Origin of the sequence: Ureibacillus xyleni, assembly GCF_900217795.1 — a bacterium.
In the GTDB taxonomy this organism is placed as follows: domain Bacteria; phylum Bacillota; class Bacilli; order Bacillales_A; family Planococcaceae; genus Ureibacillus; species Ureibacillus xyleni.
Genome location: NZ_OBMQ01000002.1, coordinates 255945 through 282131 on the forward strand (window position 1 = coordinate 255945; position 26187 = coordinate 282131).

A 26187-nucleotide genomic window follows, 5' to 3' on the forward strand; every position below is an offset into this window, starting at 1 on the left:
GGAAACCCTGTTTTTTATTGAATCTGTTCTATTTTATTAGTCGAATTGTTTGAAAATGTTTGCTTTTTCCCGTAGAAGTTTACAACCAATACACCTGAGATTGCAACGAGTCCTCCGATTAGTGTGAGGGAGGAAGGTAATTCACCCAACCAAATCCAGGCAACAATAATAGCGATAACCGGTTCAAGGTAAAGGATACTTGATACTGAACTTGCATTTGCCAAGGAAAGCGCTATTGCCCATGTGAAATAAGCGATAGCAGTTGGGAAGATCCCGATATAAATTGAAGTTAAATTTGCTTCCAAAGTTGCTGTTTGAATTGTTGTAAAGAACCCGGGTGCAAACAGTAAAAATGGAATCGTTCCGGCCCAAGTACAATAAGCTGTTAACTCAATGGCACTATATTTCTTAAAGAATGGTTTTTGGTATACAAAAAAGATGGAAGTTGCTATTGCAGCTAGAATCGTTAAAAAGACTCCAGGAGCAATACCTAAGGATGTATCACCAGAACCGAGGGCAATTAGAATGATGCCGATAAAGCCAAATCCTAAACCAATCCAACCAACTTTTCCCAGCCGTTCTTTTAAAATAATGATGGCAAGTATTGTAGTAAAGATTGGTCCGGAACCGATTAACATTCCTGCTGTTCCTGCACTAATTGTTAATTGGCCATTAGTAGCACATATATGATAGCCACTAATCCCAACCCATCCTAGAAGCATAATTTTCCAAAAGTCTTGCTTTTCAGGTATGCGTATTTTCATACTTGGGATAAAAGCAATCATGACAAAAATTGCTGAGGCTATTAAAAAACGAAATAAAATGAGATGTCCTGCAGAGTAGCCACCTTGTAAGCTAACACTATTTGCTGCAAAAGTTGATCCCCATATAACAACAGTGAATAGTCCTAATAATAAAGCTTTCGAATTCAATTACCTTCACCATTCTTTCTACAATTAAATCATAGAAACTATCTTCTCACGTTCTCTATAAAAATAGCAATAGAATATTTTGTAGCTTTTCCCATTGACGGGGGATGGTTTTTTGGACAACAAAAAAGAGAGTCAGTTTTCAACTCTCATAAATACTTCTCCTATTAGAAAGCAATAATCATTCCGTCTTTTCCAGCATATGTGCCAATTGCAGCTCCCATATAATTCACAATAATCTCTTTTGGGTTGAACCTTTGGAAAAGATTTTGCTTTAAAGTTTCAACTTCATCAAAATTTCCTGAATGGCTAATCCCGATTGTTACATCTGAAAGGTCTTTACCCCTTTCGTGAATAAGTTCTAATACTCGGTTTTGAAGTCGTTTCATCCCACGTACTTTTTCAAGAACTTCAACCTTACCACCTTCAACTCTTTCTAAGATGACTTTAATATTTAAAATTTTTGCTAATGAACCTTCGAATTTACTTAACCTACCACCTTTCACGATGTTCTCTAAAGTGTTAAGAATGACAAGGATATTCATATTTTTTCGATATTCAGTAAGGTTTGCAACAATTTCTTCAACGGTAAGTCCTTGTTTCGCAAGTTCTGCTGCTCGAATTACTTGTAAACCGTGTCCAAGTGAAGCTGCTAATGTATCGAAAACAGTTACATTTGAAGAATTGGATAAATCTTTTCCAATACAAGCAGATTGATAAGTTCCACTGAGTCCTGAAGAAACGGTTAAACATAAAATATCTGTATTTTGACCAAATTTAGAAAAGCTTTCTACAAATGTTGCAGGTGATGGTTGAGAAGTTTTTGGAAGTTCATTTGAAGTAAACATACGTTTTAAAAACTCTTCTGATGAAATATCGATTTTTTCTCTATAATTTTTCCCATCTAATGTGACGATGATTGGAATCACTTCAATATCATATTGTTCTATGTATTTAACAGGTAAGTCAGCAGAACTATCTGTAATAATTTTAATCATTTATTAAAACTCCTTCGAATATTAATAGATGGTTCTTATTATAGAGCACTATCCATTTTCAGAAAAATCAAAACTAAGGTTGGTTGTCAAAAAATCCCCATCTCTTTAAAAGATGGGGTATAGATTATTAATAAAACTTCTTTTTACCTTGATCCTCTTTTAATATTTCAACTGCTTCTCTAAACCGCAGAGAATGAACAACTTCACGTTCACGTAAAAATCTTAAACTATCATTAATATCAGGATCATCTGACATATCGATGAGCCATTGATAAGTAGCGCGGGCTTTTTCTTCTGCGGCAATGTCTTCATAAAGGTCTGCTATCGGGTCACCTTTTGCTTGGATATAAGTAGCCGTCCAAGGAACGCCTGCCGCATTATGATAGTAAAGAGCTTTGTCATGATCTGCATAATGATCGCCTAGACCAGCAGCTTTCATCATTTCTGGAGTGGCATCCTTAGTCAGTTTATATACCATCGTTGCAATCATTTCTAGATGTGAGAACTCTTCCATGGCAATATCATTTAATAGACCGATTACTTTGTCAGGAATTGTGTAACGTTGATTCATGTATCGAAGTGCAGCTGCTAGTTCGCCGTCAGCCCCTCCATATTGCTCGATTAAAAACTTCGCAAGCATTGGGTTACATGTACTTACTCTAACGGGATATTGGAGTTTTTTCTCATAGTAAAACATCCCTTATTTTCTCCCCTCACATTCAACATTAAATTAATAAAACTTGGCACCTGCATTTTTTTATGGCTAATTGCATTTGTTCATTCTTTATTCAACTGATGATGTGTGCATGGAACAAAAGGCATCTTGTTGTCTGTCCTTTCCAGTGTTAGAGTCTCTAGTGCCTTCAAGAGCTTTGCAAGCGTTCTATAGCTTATCTAGACTTGCCAAGGCCATGGGGTGTCATCAAGATCCCATGGGTAGTTCGCATAACTTCTTCCAAAGTTCATAAGCGGACCAAATTTTTTCTCAAATTCTACTTTTAGCTGCATACTCTTTTTGGAACATTCATTAAATTGTTTAATGGCTTCTAAATCGTTTGGGTGAGTATTTAAATAAAGGTTTAATTCTACAATCACAAAGTCAATTGCCTGTATCTCTTCAAGGCATTGATAATATTCTGGGGGCATTTGTTTTGTCAATCTTTCTTCACCCCTTTATTCGGATCTGGATATGGGCTATATAACTGTGGCCAAAGTGTTCCGTGCATTAATGCATCTTTTGGACTAAATTGTTTCATGCCTGGAGGTTGAAATCCTATATAAAGATGGGGAGGGGTTGAATAGCTCTTTACTTTTATCGGTTTGCAAGGATCGAAAGGGCCAATGAATGGTTTCCAATACTTAAATTGTGAGAACACAAAAATCCTCCTTTCTTTTGCACTAACTTATGTGTATGAATAGGAAAAACCATTTATTCTCAAAAAAATATTTAGAAGTTGTGAAAAATTATTGGACAAACTCTTCTAATAAATGTAGATACGAATGTTTGAATTTAGACTATCAACTTATTAAATCTTTTGCACTTTGGATGATTTCCATCAATTATGTACTAATTTATTAGGTATTATATAGAAAGCAAAATAATATGATGGTAAAGAGCTTGCTGATAATGCGATTCAGCGGAGCTCTTTTATTCTATATAAATTGAAGGGCATTGTTGCAATAATTGAAGGACAAAAATCTATTTCAAGTATTCGGTATCATTCGCGGACTAACTTCATACTATGTAAAAAAGCCCTGAATGGAGGGAGAACTATCGATATTTTAAGCAGGGTAAAACGCTATAGAGAAGAAGAAAATCAACTGAAATGGGAAGGTACCTTTGCTGAATACTTAGAAATTATTAAGCAAAGACCAGAAGTTGCTCAAACAGCTCATTCACGCGTCTACAATATGATCAAAAGTGCTGGTGTACTAGAAAGAGACGGGCATAAGATGTACCAGTTCTTTGGGAGAGAGATTTTTGGGTTAGAATCTGCACTTGAAAGACTTGTAGAAGAATATTTCCATCCAGCTGCAAGAAGATTAGATGTTAGAAAGCGAATTCTCTTATTAATGGGTCCTGTGAGTGGCGGTAAGTCAACTATTGTGACACTTCTAAAACGAGGGCTCGAACAATATTCACGGACCGATGAAGGGGCAGTTTATGCAATTAAAGGTTGTCCGATGCATGAAGACCCCCTCCATCTAATTCCACATCATTTAAGAGAAGACTTCTATAAAGAATATGGAGTACGGATAGAGGGTAGTTTATCACCATTAAATACAATGCGATTAGAGCAAGATTATGGTGGTCGCATTGAAGATGTTTTAGTTGAACGAATCTTCTTCTCAGAGGATCGTCGTGTAGGTATAGGTACATTTACGCCGTCTGATCCAAAGTCTCAAGATATTGCGGATTTAACAGGAAGTATTGATTTCTCGACAATTGCAGAATTTGGTTCTGAGTCAGATCCGCGTGCATACCGTTTTGATGGAGAGCTAAATAAAGCAAACCGCGGAATGATGGAGTTCCAAGAGATGTTAAAGTTAGATGAAAAATTCTTATGGCACTTATTATCATTAACTCAAGAAGGTAATTTTAAAGCTGGGCGTTTTGCGTTAATTAGCGCGGACGAACTTATCGTAGCTCATACGAACGAAACAGAATATCGCTCGTTTATTTCAAATAAAAAGAATGAAGCTTTACATTCACGTATTATTGTCATTCCAATTCCTTACAACTTGAAAGTGAGTGAAGAGGAACGCATTTATGAAAAAATGATTCGTGAAAGTGATATGGCCCATGTTCATATTGCACCACATGCATTACGTGCAGCAGCCATCTTCTCTGTATTAACAAGGCTAGAAGTTCCGAAAAAAGCTGGAATTGATCTTGTGAAGAAAATGCGTTTATATGATGGTGAAAGTGTAGAAGGCTATAATTCTGTTGATGTTGAAGAATTGAAAAAAGAATATCCAAATGAAGGTATGCATGGGGTTGACCCACGTTATGTTATAAATCGTATTTCTTCTGCAATCATTCGTAAAGATGTACCTTCAATCAATGCATTGGATGTTCTGCGTGCTTTAAAAGATGGTCTTGATCAACATGCATCGATTTCCGATGAAGACCGCGAAAAGTATATGAATTACATTGCAGTGGCAAGAAGAGAATATGATGATATTGCGAAAAATGAAGTTCAAAAGGCGTTTGTGTATTCTTATGAAGAATCTGCAAAACATTTAATGAATAATTACCTTGATAATGTTGAGGCATTTTGCAATAAGAACAAGCTTCGTGATCCACTTACTGGTGAAGAAATGAATCCAGATGAAAAATTAATGCGTTCCATTGAAGAACAAATTGGTGTTTCTGAAAATGCAAAACGAGCATTCCGTGAAGAAATCTTAATTCGTCTATCTGCATTCGCACGTAAAGGTAAACGTTTTGACTATAATTCTCATGAAAGATTACGAGAAGCCATTCAGAAGAAATTGTTTGCAGACTTAAAAGATGTCGTGAAAATTACGACTTCATCCAAAACACCGGATGAGTCTCAACTGAAGAAAATTAATGAAGTGGTTGCACGTCTCATTGATGAGCATGGTTACGACTCTACTTCTGCCAATGAATTATTAAGATATGTAGGAAGTTTATTAAATAGGTAATATATTGATGCGAGTGTCCATAAAATTTAGGACACTCATTTTTTTCTTCATTCACCAAGTTAGTGGAAACTATAAGAAAAATATGAGTTGATTGTAAGAATGTAGTGAAATCTGTCAGAAAATTCGCATATTATAAAAAAAGTGATTTTCCCAAAATGATTGGGAAACTTCATTAAAGATGGGTGAGGATAAAAATGAGTGAAAACCAGAATCGAAACTTTGTCGTCTCTCAGGAAAATTGGTCACTCCATCGCAAAGGGTACCAAGATCAACAGCGTCATATGGATAAGGTGAAAGATGCCATTAAGAATAACTTGCCAGATTTAATAAGTGAAGAAAGTATAATTATGTCAAATGGACGCGAAGTAATTAAAATACCTATTCGCTCTTTAGACGAATATAAAATTCGTTATAACTATGGGAAATCCAAACATGTAGGGCAAGGGCAAGGCGATAGTAAAGTAGGCGATGTTGTAGCCCGTGATGGAAAACCAGGTAATCAACAAGCAGGAAAAGGTCAAAAAGCCGGTGACCAACCAGGTAATGATTATTATGAGGCAGAGGTTAGTTTAGAAGAAGTGCAAAATATCTTGTTTAAAGAATTGGAACTACCAAATCTTAAGAAGAAAGAAATGGCGGATATTACGACGGAAAAAATTGAATTTAACGATATCCGAAAAAAAGGGCTTATGGGTAATATTGATAAAAAGAGAACAATATTAACTGCCATTAAGCGCAATGCAATGAAAGGTAAAGCAGAAATAACACCAATTCATAACGATGATTTACGTTTTAAAACTTGGGATGAAGTGAAAAAGCCAGAAACAAGAGCCGTTGTTTTAGCCATGATGGATACGAGTGGATCGATGGGCAGCTTTGAAAAGTTTTGTGCAAGAAGCTTCTTTTTCTGGATGACGAGGTTCCTACGTACAAAATATCAATCGGTAGAAATTGAATTTATTGCGCATCACACCGAAGCAAAAGTGGTGACAGAAGAAGAGTTCTTTACCAAAGGGGAAAGTGGCGGAACGATTTGTTCTTCTGCATACTCTAAAGCATTGGAATTAATCAATTTAAAATACAATCCTGTACGTTACAATATTTACCCAGTACACTTTTCAGATGGCGAAAATTTCTCCACTGATAATGAGAAATGTTTCAAGTTAGTTCAGCAATTAATGGATGTATCCAGTATGTTTGGCTATGGGGAAGTTAATCCAAATAACCGTTATTCTTCATTAATGTCTACTTTTAAACGTATTGATGATCCGAAATTTCGTCATTATGTGTTAAGACAAAAGAAAGATGTATATGAAGCCTTAAAAAGCTTTTTCCAAAAACAAGAGACTACCATCTAAGAGAGGGGAAATGGCGGCAATTACTTATAGTGGGGTGAGAAAAGATGGAGAAAGAGCTTCATAAAGCAATAGAAGAGATTAATGAAATTGCGGTCGGGTTTGGCCTAGACTTTTTCCCTATGCATTATGAAATTTGTCCAGCAGAAATCATCTATACGATCGGTGCATACGGAATGCCAACCCGCTTTTCCCATTGGAGCTTCGGTAAACAATTTCATAAGATGAAACTTCAATATGATTTAGGCTTAAGTCAGATTTATGAACTCGTTATCAATTCTAATCCTTGTTATGCCTTCTTACTTGATACCAATACCCTTACACAAAATAAACTGATTATTGCCCACGTATTAGCTCATTGTGACTTTTTCAAAAATAATGTTCGTTTCTCTAATACACGTCGAGATATGGTAGAAAGTATGACGGCAACAGCTGAGCGAATTGCAAACTATGAAATATTATATGGAAAAGATGAAGTTGAGCAATTTTTAGATGCTGTGTTAGCAATACAAGAACATATTGACCCATCCCTCGTTCGACCGAAATTGTTAGATTATGAAAATGAAATAGACCATGATGAGGATAATGTTACACCAAGGTCTGAATTTGATGACTTATGGAATTTGGATAAAAAAGAAGAACCAGTTTCCACAGTTCGTTATAAAAAGAAAAAGTTCCCGCCAAAACCGGAAAAAGATTTGTTACTATTTATTGAAATGCATAGTCGGGAGCTAGAAGAATGGCAACGTGATATTTTAACTATGATGCGAGAAGAAATGCTTTATTTTTGGCCACAACTTGAAACGAAAATTATGAATGAAGGCTGGGCATCTTATTGGCATCAACGAATTATGAGGGAGTTAAATTTAACGACAGATGAAACGATTGAATATGCAAAATTAAATGCTGGCGTAGTGCAACCTTCAAAAACTTCTATCAATCCTTATTATCTTGGATTGAAGATTTTCGAAGATATTGAAAGACGTTATAATAACCCGACCGATGAAATGAAGAAGTTAGGTGTAAAACCTAATTCAGGTCGTGAAAAAATCTTTGAAGTACGTGAAATCGAATCAGATATTTCTTTCATTCGTAATTATTTAACAAAGGAATTAGTCGATCAAGAGGATATGTACTTGTTTGAGAAAAAAGGCAATGAATATAAAATTACCGATAAAGACTATGAAAATGTTCGTGACCAGCTAGTTTCGATGCGTGTGAATGGTGGCTTTCCATATATTGTTGTAGAAAATGGTGACTATTTACGAAATGGGGAGCTCTATTTAAAGCACGGCTTTGAAGGCATGGAATTAGATCCTCACTATTTAGAGCATGTTCTTCCATATATTTATCAACTTTGGGGTCGTCCTGTGCATATGGAAACCTTTGTTGAAAAAAAACCTGTTCTTTATACGTATGATGGCAAGCGTAATTACCGTAAAGCATTGTGATAGTAAATCTAAAAACTAGTGAAGGAAAAATTTCGATTTCTCTTCACTAGTTTTGTGTTTATTTGGCTTAATTTTTTGGATAATACCAGCCGCATCTTGGATTTGTGTAATACGGTGGACGTGGACCAATTTTTGGCTGAACAATAGCTGTATTTGAACCATAAATCACCTGAACTTTTTCATGAGAATCAGTTACCAATAACAGGTTTATATCTCTGCACTTTTTTATTAGCATATTTTACCCTCCAATCAATACATAGTATGCAAAAGACACCAAAACGGGCGACTTTACATAAAATGATTTCATCAAAAACATTTGGAGGATTCCAATGCAAAATGAAAAAAATCAAAAGGAACCATTAGCTGATAAGTACCCGCTAAATCCTCAATATGGGAAGATTGTTCGTTATGAAGAAATCCCAATAACGGTACCAGAACAACGTCAATACCGCCAACCAGGGATTGAAAGTTTAATGGTGCCACGACCGATTATTGAAAATCCAAATTATAAAGGAAGCGGAAAGTTAAAAGGAAAAGTTGCATTAATTACCGGGGGAGATAGCGGGATTGGTGCAGCAGTAGCCATTGCCTTTGCAAAAGAAGGTGCTGCCGTAGCCATTAGCTATTTAGATGAACATGAAGATGCGAATCGAACAAAAAAACGAATTGAAGAGATTGGGCAACGATGTCTACTATTACCGGGGGATTTGCGAGAGAAAAAACAATGTGAGTTGATTGTGGAGAAGACAATAGAGGTGTTTGGGCAACTTGATGTTTTATGTAACCATGTAGGAATTCAATTTCAGCAATTGAGTTTACTCGATATTACGGATGAACAATTTGATAATACGTTTAAGGTGAATATTTATTCTCACTTCTATACAACGAGAGCGGCTTTACCTTATTTGAAATCTGGAAGTTCCATTATTAATACTGCCTCTGTTGTAGCGTATTATGGAAATGATCAGTTAATCGACTATTCTGCTACAAAAGCAGCTAACGTTGGTTTTACGAGGGCTTTGGCAAATAATCTTGTGGATAAAGGAATTCGAGTAAATGCAGTAGCCCCGGGGAGAGTATGGACACCATTAATACCTTCAAGTTTTTCTGCAGATGTCGTAACACTCGCTGATAATCCGATGCAACGTCAAGGTCAGCCGTTTGAACTTGCTCCAACTTATGTGTATCTCGCTTCAGATGATTCGCGTTTTGTAACAGGTCAAACGTTGCATGTAAACGGTGGACAAATTACTTCTTCGTAAATAAAAAAACTCAGTTATTTTTATGATAACTGAGTTTCTTAAAAAATTAGTAAGGGTTTGCATCGTGGCCTTTATCTACTGCATCTTGTACAGCTTCACTTGCTCCATCTGCACCTAATGGATGAGGGTTGAATTCTTCTGCAAATTCTTCTTTATTGTTCTGAGACTTTTCAGCAAGCCCTTCTCGTAAACGTCTTCCATATTCTTCATCAGCTTGTTCAGCTAAAGCAATCATCTTATCTTGGATGTCTTTAGGACATATGGATAAGTCATTTACAAGGTTATTAATCAGCTCGTCTTTTTCCCATTGCTCAAAGCTGCGGTACGTTTCACCAGCTTGTTTTGTATTATCATCTCGATCAATGGATTCACGAACAAGGATACCTTCCACATTTGGTGTATACTCTTTACCAGTTTGTTCCGCTTCCTTTAAGCCGCCCATGCTTGAAGGTTCATAATTTACGTGTAAGTTTTGACCAGGTGCTTTGTCGTTGTAGTAGCGTAACTGGCCGCCTTCTTGGTTTGTTGCAACGCGTTTTTTAGCCGTATTAATCGGAAGTTGTAAATAGTTTGCTCCTACACGATATCGTTGTGTATCCGAATATGAGAAAGTACGCCCTTGCAACATTTTGTCATCAGAGAAATCTAGCCCATCTACTAATACACCTGTTCCAAATGCAACTTGTTCTACCTCATTAAAGAAGTTTTCAGGGTTTTTGTTTAATACCATACGACCTACTGGAAGCCATGGGAACTTGTCATTTGGCCAAAGTTTTGTATCATCAAGAGGGTCAAAATCAAGTTCTGGGTGTGGGCCATCTTCCATTATTTGAACGAGTAATTCCCATTCAGGATAATCTCCACGTTCAATAGCCTCGTATAAATCTTGTGTTGCATGGTTAAAGTTTTTGCCTTGAATTTCTTGTGCTTCTTTTACAGTAAGGTTTTTAATACCTTGCTTAGGCTCCCAATGATATTTGACTAAAACAGCTTTTCCTTCTTGGTTTACCCATTTATATGTGTTAACACCAGAACCTTGCATCATGCGGTAGTTTGCAGGAATCCCCCATGGCGAGTAAACAAGAGTAACCATATGGAATGTTTCTGGAGAGTTTGCACAGAAATCAAAGAAACGACGAGAATCTTGAATATTTGTTACAGGGTCTGGTCGGAAAGCATGAATCATATCCGGGAATTTCATAGCATCACGAATAAAGAAAATCTTCAAATTGTTCCCAACCAAATCCCAGTTTCCATCTTCCGTATAAAATTTGACAGCAAATCCACGTGGGTCGCGTAACGTTTCCGGTGAGTGTAACCCATGTACTACCGTTGAAAAACGAACGAATACTGGAGTTTGTTTGCCCTTTTCTTGGAACACTTTTGCACGAGTATATTTTGAAACCGGCTCATCGCCAACAGTCCCATATGCTTCAAAGTAACCATGCGCACCTGCACCACGAGCGTGTACAATTCGTTCAGGTACTTTTTCTCGGTCAAAGTGACTTATCTTTTCGATGAAATCATAATTTTCTAAAGTGGCTGGTCCGCGATTCCCAACAGTTCGGATGTTTTGGTTGTTTGTAATTGGATGACCTTGTCTATTCGTTAATGTGTTGTCGTTTTCAATATTTGTTTCGTGTTGTTTATTTTCCATAAATATTGATTCCTTTCATGATGAAATTCCGCTAAAATAGATGATAACCCCGACAGTTTATACCGCAATAATAATCGGCAAAATCATTGGTTTTTTCTTTGTTTGTTCAAAAATATAATTTCCAACCTCTTTTTTAATTGCTCGTTTCATTCCCATAATGTTTGCTTCTTTAAACGGATCAATTGTACGTCTAACTACTTCATTGACGTTTGTTATTAGCTCTTCAGCTCCTTTTGCATAAACAAATCCGCGGGAAATGCTATCGGGATCAGAAATGCGGTTACCATCTTCTTTATTAATCGTCACGACAACAACTAGCATTCCTTCCTCTGAAAGATGCTTACGGTCTCGTAGTACGATATCCACAATCTCATCATCGCCAACATTATCCACATAGGTGTCCCCAGCAGTAATTTTTCTTGTTTGACGCGCTTCTTGATGCTTAATATCGACAACATCACCATTACGGATGATAAATGTATGACCTTTTTCCACACCAACATCTTCAGCTAGCATACGATGCAAGTGAAGCATACGATACTCCCCATGGATTGGAATGAAATATTTCGGCTTCATTAATGTCAGCATTAATTTCAAATCTTCTTGATAACCATGACCAGAAACGTGCATTCCAGTTATGCTTGCAGAACCGTATATCACTTTTGCCCCAAGCTGGAATAAGTTATCAACAATTCTAGTCACGCTTTTTTCATTCCCAGGGATAGGAGAAGCTGCAAAAATAACCGTATCGTTTGGCAAAACTTTAACGTCGCGGTTATTGTTTGTAGATAAACGCGACAATGCAGCGAGTGGTTCACCTTGGCTGCCTGTACATAAAACTACTACTCGTTCAGGTGGTAAATTTCGTACTTCCCTGGCATCAATTAACATCCAATCTGGAATATCAACATAACCTCGGTCTCTAGCAACTTTCACGACATTGACCATGCTTCGACCGAGTAACGCTAGTCTGCGATTGGTTTTGATCGTTGCATCTACAATTTGTTGTACACGATTTACATTAGAAGCAAAGGTAGAAATAATGATTTTCCCTGTCGCATTATAAAATGCATCTTCAATATGAGTACCAACTACTTTTTCGGATGGCGTTAATCCCGGTCTTTCTGCATTTGTACTTTCAGAAATAAGAGCTAATACGCCTTCTTCTCCAATTTTCGCCATTTTGTGTATGTCTGAGTATTGCTCATTAACCGGAGTCAAATCGAACTTAAAGTCCCCTGTATGAACAACGTTGCCCTCAGGAGTATGGAACACAATGCCTAAGCAATCTGGAATACTATGGCTTGTTCTAAAGAAACTAACATTAATATCTCCAAATTCTAATTGAGATTTAGAATTGATCTCTACTAATGTTGATTCACGCAAAATCTTATGTTCTTTTAACTTTAATTCAATTAATCCTAGGGTAAATCGAGTAGCATAAATTGGACACTGAACTTTCTTTAAAAAATAAGGAATTCCACCAATATGATCTTCATGTCCGTGGGTAACAATGAGGCCGCGAATTTTATGTTCATTTTGTTGCAAATACGTTACATCTGGAATTATTAAATCAATTCCTAATAATGATTCATCTGCAAATTTCGCACCACAATCTACAATGAGCAGATCGTCGCCATACTCAATGACATACATATTCTTACCGATTTCATTAATTCCACCTAAAGCAAAGATGGATAATGTTTTATCTTTTTCCGACAAAATACTTCCCTCATTTCGACGACTATTTCCATTAATAAGTATTGCTACCAAACCGTTGTCCTATACACGCATAAAAGTAGACTACTGAAATTAAATTTTGAGCGTGTAATAGTTTTATTTATAAAAAAATAGAAAGAATTAGAATGATTCCCCAAGTTTTTGAATAGTATTTTATTACAAATGAAATTTATCAAAATCGTATTTAAAAGATTTATAAATTCTATTGGAAATGGGGTTTGTCAGATGATGCAATTATTTTTATTACTTTTGGAAGTGATTTATTTATTTTTGGCATTTAAGTCAGGCAACTCCTTCTTCTTTGTGGTTGCTATTATTTTGGGAGGATGGTGGTTGTACGAATTAAATAAAGAAAGTAGAAAGAGGAATGAAGCAATCGAGAAAGAGACTATCGATCAGATAGAAGAATATCCCCATACCCGCTATATTTTGTCCCCGGATTATTTACAAGCTCTATTAATTGATGAAAATTCAGATACGTTTCGCATTCTTGATAGAGAAGAGCTTGATGATGAATTTGAAGCGCGGGAATATGATTTTCAAGAGTTATTCGAAGTGGCGATTGTGGAGGATGGAAAAAATGTGGCGCTTACATCAAAAGGCGGTGTCCATGGATGGTCATTAATCGATGGGGGTTCGAAATTAGATGTGAATATTGGTGGATCTGAAGAAAGCGAAGAGAAATCGAAAAAAGAGGTGAAAAAACTACTATTAAAACTTGTTGTAGATGATCTTTCAAATCCAATAGTTGAATACACTTTTTTAGATAATGAACAGGCAATACCAAAAGATCTAGATGAATACAAAGACATTTTTAAAGAATGTAACAATTGGTACCAAAAGGTTAGCATTATTATCAAACGCTACGAACATGAACGCAAAGAAGTTACGGTTAACGCTTGGACATAAATTTACTCGCTTGGGATTCTGGCGAGTTTTTTTGTTTTCTGGCTATATGGAATTTGTTGATGAGGGGTTACAGCTTATTTTTTTGGAAATTTGGCCACTGAGACGTTTATTTGCTTGATGACGACAAAAACTGCTGGAAAATCCGGTCGTAATGGCATTCATAACTTAGTTTTATTGAGCTTACAACAATTTTTGGTCTTCATAAGTATGATGAATACAACTTTTCCTAACTTCGCCTCACCTCGCATTTACTTCTTCATATAGCTAGGAATCTATTAATAGACAATCCTTGAGTTGGTAAATGTAAGATGTTAGTATATTTCCAATAAAGACCATGAAATAGAGGGAGGAATCATTGCAATGAACTATAGAAGATTAGGTGGAACAGGTTTAAAAGTTAGTGAAATTAGCCTTGGTAGTTGGTTGACTTATGGTGGGTATGTTGAATCTGATGCAGCTATTAAAACAATTCATCATGCTTATGATTTAGGAATTAACTTCTTCGATACTGCAAATGTTTATATGCAAGGGGAAGCTGAGAAGGTTGTCGGGCAAGCAATTAAATCTTTTAATCGCGATTCAATTGTACTTGCAACAAAGGTATTTTGGCCAATGGGAGAGGGCCCTAATGACCGTGGTTTGTCGCGTAAACACATCATTGAACAAGCAAATGCTAGCTTAAAACGTTTAGATGTTGATTATGTGGATATTTATTATGCTCACCGTTATGATCCGGAAACGCCACTTGAGGAGACACTTCGAGCATTTGATGACCTCGTTCGCCAAGGAAAAGTATTGTATGTTGGGGTAAGTGAATGGACAGCAGAGCAAATTACCGAAGCAATACATATTGCGGATAAGAAACTGCTTGATCGTATTGTTGTTAACCAATCACAGTATAATTTACTTCAACGTAAAATTGAAAAAGAAATTATTCCGGTTAGTCAAAAACATGGTGTTGGTCAGGTCGTGTGGTCACCCCTTGCACAAGGCGTGTTAACAGGAAAATATAAAAAAGATGCAATTTATCCTGCTGGAAGTCGTGCTACAAAGGATAATAAGACGATTCAATATTTCTTAACGGAAGAAAAGTTAGACAAAGTCGAACAGCTAACAAAAATCGCGGATGAATTAAGTATTTCTACATCTCAACTTGCCCTGGCATGGGTGTTAAGACAACCGAATGTCGCAAGTGCTCTTGTAGGTGCGAGTCGTCCAGAGCAGATTGAAGAAAATGCAAAAGCATCAGGAATTGTTCTTGATGAAGAAACATTAGATAGAATTGAAGAAATACTTAAGTAAATTGATTTGGAGCCAATTGTAAATTTTGGCTCTTTTTTATACTTGCCTATTGCAAAACTAATACCATTAGTTATAATAAAACTAACGACATTAGTTTTGTTAAGGGGATGAAAACAGTGAAGGTTACGAACATAGGGAATGTTTATCAGTTAACGTTATGGCCAAAGCTTTTTCCAGTAAATTGCTATATTTTTGAGGAAGAAAATGAACTGACATTAATTGATACTGGTATGCCCGCAAGCTACAAGGGAATTGTTAAGACAATTGCAGAAATAGGGAAGCCTTTAACGAACATCGTTTTAACGCATGCACATGGAGATCATGTTGGTTCGTTGGATCAATTAAAAGAGACGTTTAAGGATGTAGTTGTATCAGTTTCCAACAGAGATAGCCGTTTGTTAAAAGGGGATAAGTCACTCAACACTGACGAACCCCAACTGCCAATTAAAGGTGGCGTACCAAAAAAGGGCATTAAAACAAACCCTGACCGCCTATTAAAGGAAGGAGACACAATTGGTTCACTTAAAGTGTTTGAAACTCCGGGACATACACCCGGTTCTATATCATTATTTGATACAAAATCAAGAGCTATTATTGTTGGGGATGCTTTTCAAACGCGGGGGAAACTTGCAGTGTGTGGCCAAATCGTAAAAAGCTTTCCATTTCCTGCTTTTGGCACGTGGAGTAAGGAGATTTCACTTCGAAGTGCTAAAAAAATTTTTGAATTAAAACCTTCACTACTAGCTGTAGGACATGGTGAAATGATAAAAAATCCGAATGAAGTAATAAAAAAAGCCATTCTCGAAGCAAAGAGTGTATAAGAAAGGATAATTTATATGTCACCGAGAGTTGGATTAGATCAAAAAATGATAATTAAGGTTGCTGCAGAATTAGCAGATGTAGAAGGGATAGAATCTATTACTTTATCTAATATTGCAAAAAAGCTAAATGTTCGACCACCTTCACTATTTAATCATATTCAAGGACTTCCAAGTATTAAAAAAGAACTAGCATTACTTGGTATGGCAAAACTTTTTGAAACACTGAAAGATGCAGCCTATAATAAAACGAAAGATGAGGCAATCATTGCTTTAGCTTACGCTTATGTAACCTTTGCCAATGAACACCCTGGCCTATATCAATTTACAATTAAAGCACCCGACACTAGTGAAAAGGAATTAGAAGATGCAAGTAATCAAATTATCGCTTTATTAAACGACATCTTATCAGATTATGGTTTATCATATGAGGATAAAATTCACGCAATTAGAACGTTGAGAAGTATATTGCATGGCTTTTCTGCATTAGAACAGATGGGGGCATTTGGTCTTCAAATAAGTATAAAAGAAAGTCTTCAAATAATGGTGGAGGGTTATATTCAATTATTAAAACGACTTGCTCAAAAAAACACGTTAACCTAAAATTTAGGTTACGTGTTTTTTTTATGAACAGATTAGGCGATTACGTCCACTTTTCTTTGCCATATACAAATTAATATCTGCCTTGTTTACGGTATGGAGTAATGTTGAATTCTTTTCTAATATTGCTAATCCGATTGATACCGTAAGTCTTAAAGGTTCATAATCATCCATTTTGAATTCATGAGATTGAATATCTTCGTGGATTTTTTTAATAAGTTCTTTTGCTGACGTGTTGGTTGCACTGCCAATATAAAGAATAAATTCTTCTCCACCATATCTTCCAATTTGCACGGTGTCATTTTCATATTTCTTTAAAATAGTTGCTACATCGGTAATGATTTTATCACCTGCTAAATGTCCGTATGTATCGTTAATCTCTTTAAAATGGTCGATGTCAATCATTGCAATGTAGTGGTTAGGTTTTATCTGTTTTACTTTATCATCAATGTTTTCAAAAAAAGTCCGCTTATTTAGGAGTTTCGTTAGTGGATCTTCTCCAGCTAGTTTAATTAATTTCTTATGTAAAATATGAAGTTGTCGATTTTGTATAATAAAGATATACCAAATAAAAGACGTCGCAACAAATGACATAACACGAATCAAGGCAATATCTTTAAATATTTCCAGACCATTTGGGATTAAGAAGATGATTGGAACATCAGAAATTAACCAACATCCAATAATTATACTTAATTTTTCAAAATACTTTTTTTCCGTTTCCAATCTTGAGTGAAAGGCTAATGCTAATAATGTTGGACCTACCATTCCAAAAATAATTCCCGGGGCCATCCCATCTCCGCCCATTAGGAAACGCCAAAAACTCGCTATAAACAGTGCTGGAATAGCAATTTTCCAACCGTAGAAATATGCAAAAAACACTAGGGGGATAAAGCGCATATCTACCCAGTAATTATCAAATCGAATAGGTAAATAAAACATGGTAATAACCGATGCTGACATTAAAAGTATAGTGAGAGAGCGAAAAGTAAACGTAGATAGTTTCTCTCTTTGAAGCATAATCATTGACATAATCAAGTGTAATAATAATATAATGGCAAGGTTGGAAAGAATTGATTGGAGCACTTATTACACCTCTTTACTAAAGTTCCAAGAAATTTTTAGAGTGTTTTATTTATTCATATTATTAAAGTCTAGCACGTATTTCTAAGGAATTTGTATATTTATAGAAAAATGTCAATTATTGTTCAAAACTTTGAAAACTTAGTTTTAAATGCTATATAATAATTATTTGAGATTAAAAATGTGGGGGAAAGCAATGAAAAAATATATTGGGGAGATAATGCTGTGTATTACAGCAATTATATGGGGTAGTGGATTTGTAGCTAGTGCCATTTCACTTGACCATTATACGCCATACCAAATATTAGCTGGACGATTTTTAGTTGGGTTCATTATATTAAGTATTCTATTTAATAAGAAATTGAAAGGCTTGAATAGTAGAGTTTTTAAAAAAGGTGTTATTTTAGGCTTCTTTTTATACATAGCCTTTGTATTACAAACAGTCGGACTACAATATACAACGCCTTCGAAAAACGCCTTTTTAACTGCAGTAAATGTCGTTATTGTTCCCTTTATTGCGTATTTAGCATATAAGAGAAAAATCGATAAGTTTGAATTATCTGGAGCGATTTTAGCAATCATTGGTATAGGATTCTTGTCTCTTCAACTTTCTTCAGATGTTAACATAGGAGATTTACTTACATTAGCTTGTGCAGTAGCTTTTGCTTATCATATATTCTACACGGCGAAATATGTAAAAGATGAAGATCCAATTCTGTTAACAATTATTCAAATGTTTGTCGCAGCACTCCTTGGATGGATTGTTGTACTTTTCAAAGGAGAGGTCAACTTTTCATTTGAAGTGGAAGCCATCTCATCCATTTTATACTTAGGTGTGTTCTCAACAACGATTGCATATCTATTTCAAACAATTGCACAAAAATTCACAAATGAAACTAAAGCTGCAATTATACTGTCAACAGAGTCTTTCTGGGGGATGGTATTCTCGGTAATGCTCATAGGAGAAGTTTTAACAACAAGAATGATCATTGGTGCCATTTTAATTCTTATTGCCATTATTATTTCAGAAACAAAGTTATCATTTATTAAAAAGAGAAGCATAGAAAAGCTAACCTAAAAAAGTAGGCCGTCTTTATATAAAGATGGCCTACTTTTTAAATAGCATGACGGTAACTTGTTATATAACTTGTTGTAATACCTACACAAAGGATTGTGACGATTGATAAAACCAATGTTTCTGATGATAAAATAATGCCACCTAACATTATGACAATGGCATCTATAAAAAATATTAAAATGCCTACATTGATTTTTGTTTTATCTGAAATAAACTGAGCTAATAAATCCGTTCCACCTGTACTCGTTTCATAACGTAACATCATCCCAATACCTAGCCCTACAAAAACACCGCCAATAATAGCGCTTAACATTGGGTCTAGACGAAATAAATTGCGAAATGGCTTAAAAATATCAATAATAACAGACGAGATTAATAATCCATGCAAGCTATTATAAAAGAAGTGTCTATATTTAAACCAAGCCAAAATAAATATAGGGATGCTTAAAAGAATTATCATCAAACCAATTTTAAGATGAAATAGGTAAAATAAAATTAGTGATAAGCCAATTATTCCACCATCTAAAATTTCATACGGTGTTAAAAAAGCATTGATGCCAATTGCAAGAAAGATACTACCGAGGATAATTGCTATGGATTTTTTTATGTAGTACATTAAATTCTCCTTCATATGGACATGCACTATTTTATGAGGAGAATTGTTAGAAAATGATAATACTATTTAGATGACTTCATGAAAGTAATGGTTCTTGCTACGCTATCGTACAAGCACCATTCACGATTATCAACCACAGAACCGACATTAATCCAATACTTTTTCTTAATTAACTGCAACTCTTCGCCGTATGTAATGTCGAGCGGGAGTTTTTTTCTTTTACGATATATTCCACAACGATGGCTATGACCAAAAAATAGTAGAGGAGTGTCAATGTCGATTGTTAGCTCAGTTGGTTCCCAATGTTTGTCCCATTTGATTTGGTGGCCATGCAGTAATGTAGCACCCTCTATAACAATCTTGTCAGGGAGTTCGCAAAATTTAGGTATCCCAGTAACTTGTGTAATACGTTCCTCTTGGTTACCTCGAATTGAGGGGAAAGTTAATAGGTCCTCAAAATCCTCAGAGATCACTGCAGCCTCATCTAAAGGTACATTTGATACTGAACTTGCCTTTTTCTTACCTATAATGCATTCATATAAATCACCTAAACCTAATACACAAGCATTAGGAACAACTTGGTGTATATGATTCAAAACCGCTTTTGTATCTTCAATATTAGAGTGTAAATCACCTAAAAGGGCATATTTCAAAAAAATCACCTTTCCATAAATCGCATACTTGTATAATACAATGTCGTATGAGGAAATAAAAATTTTGTGGAATTGATGAACATAGAAATTGCAAAAAAATTTTGTAATATAATGGATTCTAGTAAGAGTACTTTCTACCCTAGGAGGGGACAAGATGAATGTAGTGGACGTGAACGAATTAACGAAAAAGTTTGGTAAGTTTGTTGCTCTTGATCGGATTAATTTATGTATTAAAGAAGGAGAAATATACGGGTTTATCGGACCAAATGGAGCAGGGAAATCTACTACAATTCGTGTACTTTTAGGTATGCTACGTCCAACAAGTGGAGAAGCGAAAATATTCGGAAAAGACGTGTGGAAAAATGCAGTCGACATCCATAAACAAATCGCCTATGTCCCGGGAGATGCAAATCTTTGGCCAAATTTAACGGGTGGCGAGGTTATTGATATTTTCTTGAAAATGCGTGGGAGTGGAAGTCAAAGTAAACGTAATGAATTAATTGAACGCTTTAAACTAGACCCATCAAAAAAATGTAAGGAGTATTCAAAAGGTAATCGGCAAAAGATTGCCCTTATTTCAGCTTTTGCTTCAGATGCGCAAATGTTTATTTTAGATGAGCCAACTTCAGGACTTGATCCATTAATGGAACGCATTTTTCAAGAATGTGTGTTAGAGGCAAAAGAACAAGGAAAAAGTGTTTTATTGTCTAGCCATATACTGTCGGAAGTTGAAAAACTTTGTGAAAAGATTTCAATTATTCGTGAAGGGAAAATTATAGAAACGGGTACATTAACACAAATGCGCCATTTAACAAGAACGAATTTAACGGTGCAAACGAAAAAGCCGATTGAAAGCCTCGCACTAAAAGGGGTTTTTAACTTAGTCAAACAGAATAACGATTTGACATTCCAGGTAGATTCTGAAGAAATTGATGGGGTTATTCGTTATATAAGTGATTATGGCATTTTGAAATTAGAAAGTGTACCGCCAACATTAGAGGATCTATTTATGCGTCATTATGAAGGTGTAGATGGAAATTCTACTGGGGGCGAATCTCAATGAATGGACGTCATTTCAAAGGGACAACACAGGTTACAAAAATTATATTTCGAGCACAACGCATTAAAATTTGTGCATGGATACTGGGAATTGTACTTGTAACCCTAGCTGTTGCTTATTCCTATCCGAATGTCTATCAAGATGATGTATCGAAAAAAGGATTTGCTATAACAATGCAAAACCCAGCTATGGTTGCTATGCTTGGGCCAGGTTACGATGAAGCAGATTATTTCGTAACAGTGGGGACTCAATTTGCCCATGAAATGTTGCTATTTACCATCATTGCAGTAGCCGTTATGAGTATTTTATTGGTAGGGAGCAGCACGAGAACAGATGAAGAAACTGGGAGAATTGAAGTGGTTCGTTCGTTACCGGTTGGAAGGTTATCATATTTAGCAGCTTCACTCATCGTTGTTGCCATCGCAAATTTTTTAATTACCCTTTTTTGTAGTATAGGGTTATATCTATTAAATATTGATGGGATTACTTTACAGAGCGCACTGTTATATGGAGGGATATTAGGGGTAGGGGGACTATTTTTTGGTATTATTACTGCACTGTTTGCTCAAGTTTCTCCTACTTCAAGAGGGACAACAGGATTATCCTTTGGTGTATTAGTGGTAGCCTATTTAGTTCGAGCATTTGGGGATGTTACTAGTGAGACTATTGCGTTCGCTTCTCCATTAGGATGGCTAGTAAGAACAGATGTATTTATTAATAACAATTGGTGGCCGATTTTACTTACTACCCTTTTTTCAGTAATTATTTCTTTCTTTGCATTCTATCTAAACTCTATTCGCGATATAGATGCTGGATTTTTACCGTCAATGAAGGGAAAAACGCATGCTTCGAAATTTTTAATGACCGTATTTGGTTTGGCTTTCCGATTACAGAAAGTAAAAATGCTTTCTTGGGGAGTCGGAATCTTTGCTCTTAGTGCATCATTTGGTGCAGTACTAGGTGATTTAGAAACGTATTTTAGTGAGATGGAATTTTTGCAGTTATTTTTCAATGAACAATCTAAAGTCTCAATGACAGATAATTTTATCTCGTTATTAATGGCTATTATGTCTTTAATCGTTGCTATCCCTGTTACGATGACAATATTAAAATTAAAGAGCGAGGAAACTCATAACAGAACAGAAAATTTTTTTAGTCGTGTTATTTCAAGGAATCATGTTTTAAGTAGTTATACTTTATTAGCGGTTTTAGAAAGTATATATTTGCAATTTTTATTAGCAATTGGTTTGTGGGTCGCAAGTTCTGTATCCTTACAAGTTGCAATGAAGTCATCCTTTATTTATTTACCTGCACTATGGTTGATGATTAGCTTATCAGTGATGCTGTATGGTGCGGTGCCTAAAATAATGAATCTTATTTGGATATATGTAGCGTTTTGTTTTATTGTCATTTATTTGAGTGAAATGTTAAACTTCCCACTTTGGTTGCGAAATGTATCGGCATTTGAAAGCATCCCTAATCTTCCCGCTGCAGGAATGTCGTGGTCTGCTATCATTGTAGAATTTATATTAACGATTGCCTTCTCATTGATTGGATTTGTTTCTTATAACAGAAGAGATTTAAAAGGTTAAAATTGTTATGCTGTTTTCTTTCTTAAGAAAACGGCTTTTTTTCTATTGTTGTGGGAGTTTGTGAAAATATACGAAAGAAAAAAATTTGTTTAGCTTATATAAATTCAATTTTTAAGCATGATAATTGCATAACAATTTTGGAGGTGTTTTTTTGATGCAAAACAATAATGGCAAACGCTTTACACAAGCAGGGACAGATATTGATGAAGTGAAACGTCTAAATGCTGGTCAATCTAGTATGGGAACAAATCCACAACAAGTAAGAGAAGAGATTGCTCGTGAAGCGGGCCCATTCGGAAAATCTTTCTCTAATCAACCAAGTGGATCTTTCGGGGCAGGGAAAACAGCTTCGGGAACAGATATTCAAAAAGTGCGTGAAGAGATAGCACAGGAATCAGCTCCATTTGGTCAATCCTTCGCAACACCAGCACCAGCAAGCAATTCATTTGGTGCAGGTAAAACAGCTTCAGGAACAGATATCCAAAAGGTACGAGAAGAGATAGCACAAGAATCAGCCCCATTTGGTCAATCATTCTCATCACCAGCACCAGCAAGCAATTCATTTGGTGCAGGTAAAACAGCTTCAGGAACAGATATCCAAAAGGTACGAGAAGAGATAGCACAAGAATCAGCTCCATTTGGCCAATCATTCTCATCACCAGCACCAGCAAGCAATACATTCGGTGCAGGTAAAACAGCTTCAGGTACAGATATTCAAAAAGTACGAGAAGAGATAGCACAAGAATCGGCACCATTTGGCCAATCATTCTCATCACCAACACCAGCAAGCAATACATTCGGTGCAGGTAAAACAGCTTCGGGTACAGATATCCAAAAGGTACGAGAAGAGATTGCTCAAGAAGCAGGGCCATTTAATCAAGCAATGCCTAGCCAAGGTGCTGCTGGTAAAACAATGGCTGGTACGGACATTCAAGAAGTGCGTCGACAAAATCAACAAGCAGAACAAGCGAAAAATAATAAATTTAATCAATTTTAGTTAAGGAAACGCCTCTTTATGGGGCGTTTTTTTTACAAAAGCAAATAACTAAATCTCAGTAGAAAATAACATGGTTTAAAAAGCAAATAAACTCAAACCAAAAGCAAATAACTCCATTTCAAAGGCAAATAAAGGAGATATCTTATTATGACTAATCGAAATAGTTTTACAATTGCAGGAACTGATATCGAAGAAGTAAAACGAAAGAATGCGGAAGCAGGGTTATCTTATAAAGAGGTATTAGAACACCTTGCAAAAACTGGGGGATACGATACAAAGGCATATAGCGATACAAATGTTGAAGAAGTGAAAAAACAAATTCATAAACATTTACATTAAAACGAAAGAACTGCCCACCTTTTCGGTAAAGCAGTTCTTTTATTCTTACTTAATTTTTTCAAGTAGATTATTTCTAAAATAAGTACGGGGATCTTCATAAATAAATTCAGTGTCGGGAATAGTTAAATTATTTCTGCGAAGTGCACTTAACTTATTAATAATTAAAGCTAATCGGTCTTGAGTTATACGACTTAATTTAAAATATATACCGTAAGAATAGATATCCAAAAACTCTTCATTTGTCCATTTTAATTGGCAATCTACTTCAAATTGCTCATTAAGTAAACTAAAACAAATTCGAAACTTCATATTCATGTTGATGGGTGACTTTAGATTAGAGCGTATTTTTAATCCGCCTAATCCGATGTTGTCGATTAATATAGGCGTTTTACCAACTTGCACCTTTTTTCCGTTTACTTCTGAAATCGTCATTTCTCCTGATAATGGATTTTGGAATTCGAAACGGAAATACTTTCTTCTTTCAAAAGGTACAGAAGGTTTAGAATACTCCGGGTTATAAGTAACGATAAATTTTTTCCAAAATGTAGAATTTATATTTCCTATTAATATATTTCATTAGAATAAGAGTATAATAGATGTAATACACTTTGAGGTCATGAGGGGGAGAAATCGTAATGGAGGCATTGTTAAACCGTGTAAAAGAAACCAGAAATGTGCTTCGTAAACATATTATCGAAAACATTTTGAATGAATTTGATGAGCAATGTATGGGGCTTGATTGTAATAAGAGAAAAATGAAGTATACAAAAATGATGGAAAGTCCGTTTCGTTTTTTTAGAGGAAGTGCCTACTTATATTATTACGATGCAACAAAAATCCCATTATCTTTCCATACAGATACTGATAAGCCAACTTGGATTCAAGGCGATTTGCATATGGAAAACTTCGGGGCATTCCAAAATGAAAATGGCGAAATTGTCTTTGATGTAAATGATTTTGATGAAGGATATATTGGTTCCTATATTTATGATGTATTAAGAATGACTGTTAGTATCGCATTATATTGTGAAGCAAATGGATTGTCTGATAAACAACAAGAAGATCGAATTGAAACCTATTTAGATGCGTACTATGATCAATTAAAACGTTTCAAAAAAGGGAAAGACGACCCATATACACTAACCTTTACTGTGGACAATACAAAGGGTCCGGTTAAAAAGGTTTTGAAAAAATTAGCCAAACGTCAAAGAGATCATTTGCTAAATGACATTACTTATATAAATGAAGAAAACAAAAGAGTATTTGCTTGGTCTGAGGAAATTGAGCCGGTAAATGTTAAGGAACGAACTCTATTAGAATCCTTAACAGATAACTATTTTAACTCCCTTGACAATGAGGATAAAAAGGACATTTCTTATTATACAATTAAAGATATAGCTCGAAAACACGGCACTGGCACAGCGTCAATTGGATTAGATCGATACTATATTTTAATTGAAGGTGAAAAAGATGCAAATGGTGTAGACGATTTAGTTCTTGAAGTAAAAGAAGTACGCACGCCAGTTCCTGCTTATTTCTTACCTTACAGAGAAAAGTTTTGGAGTAAGTATGAGCATCAAGGAAAACGTGTTGTTGCAACTCAAAAAGCAATGCACCATTTAGAAGATCCTTATTTAGGGTATTTAACTATTGATGGAAGAGAATTTTATGTTCGTGAACGTTCTCCTTATAAAAAGAAAGTAAAGTCTACCCAACTTTTAGCACCAGAAGATTTTGATGCAACTTTAAAAATTATGGGGAAAGTGACAGCAAAGATTCATTCCCGCGCGGATGTGGATACAGAAGCGGAGTTATTTAGTCATGAAAGTGAAGAAGAAATCCTAAATGCAATTGGAAAGGATTTTACTGCCTTTAAATCACAAATTACATTAGCCGCACTTACTTATAAAGAACAAGTAAATCATGATTATGAGTTATTTTGTGAGTGGGTGAAGGAGTCATTTTTCTAACATTCATAACATAAAAGTACGCATGGAAGAAATCTACTTCCATGTGTTTTTTAGTGTGTCTATCCTTTATAAAAACAACATACATTGTACTGAATGTCACGACTACTTT

General features: G+C 35.5%; 25 protein-coding genes. 14 read left to right on the plus strand and 11 right to left on the minus strand.

Annotation, left to right across the window (positions count from 1 at the left end; translation table 11 throughout):
- Positions 1-14: 14 nt before the first annotated feature.
- The 5 genes from CRO00_RS05075 to CRO00_RS05095 all read right to left on the minus strand — a co-directional run bounded on the left by CRO00_RS05075 (position 15) and on the right by CRO00_RS05095 (position 3303).
- Positions 15-932 carry a DMT family transporter gene (locus tag CRO00_RS05075; RefSeq protein ID WP_097072585.1) on the minus strand — a complete coding sequence of 306 codons (918 nt, stop codon included), beginning with the start codon at positions 930-932 and terminating at the stop codon, positions 15-17.
- A gap of 164 nt (positions 933-1096) precedes the next feature.
- Positions 1097-1927, minus strand: a complete 831-nt coding sequence (locus tag CRO00_RS05080; protein ID WP_097072586.1) for a DegV family protein — start codon at positions 1925-1927, stop codon at positions 1097-1099.
- A 127-nt stretch (positions 1928-2054) separates the two neighbouring features.
- Positions 2055-2624: a manganese catalase family protein gene (locus tag CRO00_RS05085; protein WP_097072587.1), complete on the minus strand. Its 570-nt coding sequence runs from the start codon at positions 2622-2624 to the stop codon at positions 2055-2057.
- Between the two features lie 197 nt (positions 2625-2821).
- Entirely contained in the window at positions 2822-3085 is a 264-nt protein-coding gene (locus CRO00_RS05090) for a spore coat protein CotJB (protein ID WP_097072588.1), read from the minus strand.
- Entirely contained in the window at positions 3082-3303 is a 222-nt protein-coding gene (locus CRO00_RS05095; protein WP_097072589.1) for a spore coat associated protein CotJA, read from the minus strand. The genes CRO00_RS05090 and CRO00_RS05095 overlap by 4 nt, the downstream gene beginning before the upstream one ends.
- Before the next feature lie 397 nt (positions 3304-3700).
- On the opposite strand from CRO00_RS05095, the gene CRO00_RS05100 reads away from it, so the two are divergent.
- From CRO00_RS05100 to CRO00_RS05115, 4 genes are all read left to right on the plus strand, one after another.
- Positions 3701-5596 (plus strand): PrkA family serine protein kinase, encoded by a 1896-nt coding sequence (locus CRO00_RS05100; RefSeq protein ID WP_097072693.1) that lies wholly within the window; start codon positions 3701-3703, stop codon positions 5594-5596.
- Positions 5597-5790: 194 nt separating this feature from the next.
- On the plus strand, positions 5791-6954 hold the full coding sequence (gene yhbH, locus CRO00_RS05105; RefSeq protein WP_097072590.1) for a sporulation protein YhbH: 1164 nt from the start codon (positions 5791-5793) through the stop codon (positions 6952-6954).
- Positions 6955-6998: 44 nt separating this feature from the next.
- On the plus strand, positions 6999-8402 hold the full coding sequence (locus tag CRO00_RS05110; RefSeq protein WP_097072591.1) for a SpoVR family protein: 1404 nt from the start codon (positions 6999-7001) through the stop codon (positions 8400-8402).
- A 329-nt stretch (positions 8403-8731) separates the two neighbouring features.
- Entirely contained in the window at positions 8732-9664 is a 933-nt protein-coding gene (locus CRO00_RS05115) for an SDR family oxidoreductase (RefSeq protein ID WP_097072592.1), read from the plus strand.
- Between the two features lie 46 nt (positions 9665-9710).
- Here the strand turns inward: CRO00_RS05115 and CRO00_RS05120 are convergent, their stop codons facing one another.
- Both CRO00_RS05120 and CRO00_RS05125 read right to left on the minus strand, forming a co-directional pair.
- A complete protein-coding gene (locus tag CRO00_RS05120; RefSeq protein WP_097072593.1) occupies positions 9711-11321 on the minus strand; it encodes a catalase in 1611 nt (536 codons plus the stop codon).
- Positions 11322-11378: 57 nt separating this feature from the next.
- Positions 11379-13043, minus strand: a complete 1665-nt coding sequence (locus CRO00_RS05125) for a ribonuclease J (RefSeq protein ID WP_097072594.1) — start codon at positions 13041-13043, stop codon at positions 11379-11381.
- Positions 13044-13286: 243 nt separating this feature from the next.
- Here CRO00_RS05125 and CRO00_RS05130 point away from each other — a divergent pair, with 243 nt between their 5' ends.
- The 4 genes from CRO00_RS05130 (at position 13287) to CRO00_RS05145 (ending at position 16693) form a co-directional block, all read left to right on the plus strand.
- Positions 13287-13970 carry a hypothetical protein gene (locus CRO00_RS05130; RefSeq protein WP_097072595.1) on the plus strand — a complete coding sequence of 228 codons (684 nt, stop codon included), beginning with the start codon at positions 13287-13289 and terminating at the stop codon, positions 13968-13970.
- A gap of 360 nt (positions 13971-14330) precedes the next feature.
- The gene (locus CRO00_RS05135; RefSeq protein WP_097072596.1) at positions 14331-15272 is read left to right on the plus strand and encodes an aldo/keto reductase family protein; all 942 of its coding nucleotides are present in this window, start codon (positions 14331-14333) and stop codon (positions 15270-15272) included.
- 107 nt (positions 15273-15379) lie between these two features.
- Positions 15380-16093: an MBL fold metallo-hydrolase gene (locus CRO00_RS05140; protein WP_419865855.1), complete on the plus strand. Its 714-nt coding sequence runs from the start codon at positions 15380-15382 to the stop codon at positions 16091-16093.
- 15 nt (positions 16094-16108) lie between these two features.
- Positions 16109-16693 carry a TetR/AcrR family transcriptional regulator gene (locus CRO00_RS05145; RefSeq protein WP_097072598.1) on the plus strand — a complete coding sequence of 195 codons (585 nt, stop codon included), beginning with the start codon at positions 16109-16111 and terminating at the stop codon, positions 16691-16693.
- A gap of 21 nt (positions 16694-16714) precedes the next feature.
- Here the strand turns inward: CRO00_RS05145 and CRO00_RS05150 are convergent, their stop codons facing one another.
- A complete protein-coding gene (locus CRO00_RS05150) occupies positions 16715-17776 on the minus strand; it encodes a GGDEF domain-containing protein (protein WP_097072599.1) in 1062 nt (353 codons plus the stop codon).
- Positions 17777-17969: 193 nt separating this feature from the next.
- Between CRO00_RS05150 and CRO00_RS05155 the strand changes: the two genes are divergently transcribed.
- Positions 17970-18851 carry a DMT family transporter gene (locus CRO00_RS05155; protein WP_097072600.1) on the plus strand — a complete coding sequence of 294 codons (882 nt, stop codon included), beginning with the start codon at positions 17970-17972 and terminating at the stop codon, positions 18849-18851.
- Between the two features lie 37 nt (positions 18852-18888).
- On the opposite strand, the gene CRO00_RS05160 is transcribed toward CRO00_RS05155, so the two are convergent.
- Both CRO00_RS05160 and CRO00_RS05165 read right to left on the minus strand, forming a co-directional pair.
- Positions 18889-19467: a YitT family protein gene (locus CRO00_RS05160; RefSeq protein ID WP_097072601.1), complete on the minus strand. Its 579-nt coding sequence runs from the start codon at positions 19465-19467 to the stop codon at positions 18889-18891.
- A 62-nt stretch (positions 19468-19529) separates the two neighbouring features.
- Complete coding sequence (locus CRO00_RS05165) at positions 19530-20120, minus strand: metallophosphoesterase family protein (protein ID WP_097072602.1); 591 nt, start codon at positions 20118-20120, stop codon at positions 19530-19532.
- A 154-nt stretch (positions 20121-20274) separates the two neighbouring features.
- Here CRO00_RS05165 and CRO00_RS05170 point away from each other — a divergent pair, with 154 nt between their 5' ends.
- From CRO00_RS05170 to CRO00_RS05185, 4 genes are all read left to right on the plus strand, one after another.
- A complete protein-coding gene (locus CRO00_RS05170; RefSeq protein WP_097072603.1) occupies positions 20275-21183 on the plus strand; it encodes an ABC transporter ATP-binding protein in 909 nt (302 codons plus the stop codon).
- Complete coding sequence (locus CRO00_RS05175; RefSeq protein ID WP_097072604.1) at positions 21180-22772, plus strand: ABC transporter permease; 1593 nt, start codon at positions 21180-21182, stop codon at positions 22770-22772. The genes CRO00_RS05170 and CRO00_RS05175 overlap by 4 nt, the downstream gene beginning before the upstream one ends.
- Before the next feature lie 151 nt (positions 22773-22923).
- Positions 22924-23769, plus strand: a complete 846-nt coding sequence (locus CRO00_RS20415) for a hypothetical protein (protein ID WP_237658328.1) — start codon at positions 22924-22926, stop codon at positions 23767-23769.
- Positions 23770-23916: 147 nt separating this feature from the next.
- Positions 23917-24108 (plus strand): gamma-type SASP family protein, encoded by a 192-nt coding sequence (locus tag CRO00_RS05185; protein WP_097072606.1) that lies wholly within the window; start codon positions 23917-23919, stop codon positions 24106-24108.
- Positions 24109-24153: 45 nt separating this feature from the next.
- Here CRO00_RS05185 and CRO00_RS05190 read toward each other — a convergent pair whose 3' ends face one another.
- Positions 24154-24678, minus strand: coding sequence for a PilZ domain-containing protein (locus CRO00_RS05190; RefSeq protein ID WP_097072607.1), 525 nt, complete (start codon positions 24676-24678; stop codon positions 24154-24156).
- Between the two features lie 65 nt (positions 24679-24743).
- On the opposite strand from CRO00_RS05190, the gene CRO00_RS05195 reads away from it, so the two are divergent.
- Positions 24744-26078 (plus strand): DUF2252 domain-containing protein, encoded by a 1335-nt coding sequence (locus CRO00_RS05195; protein WP_097072608.1) that lies wholly within the window; start codon positions 24744-24746, stop codon positions 26076-26078.
- The last annotated feature ends 109 nt before the right edge of the window (positions 26079-26187 follow it).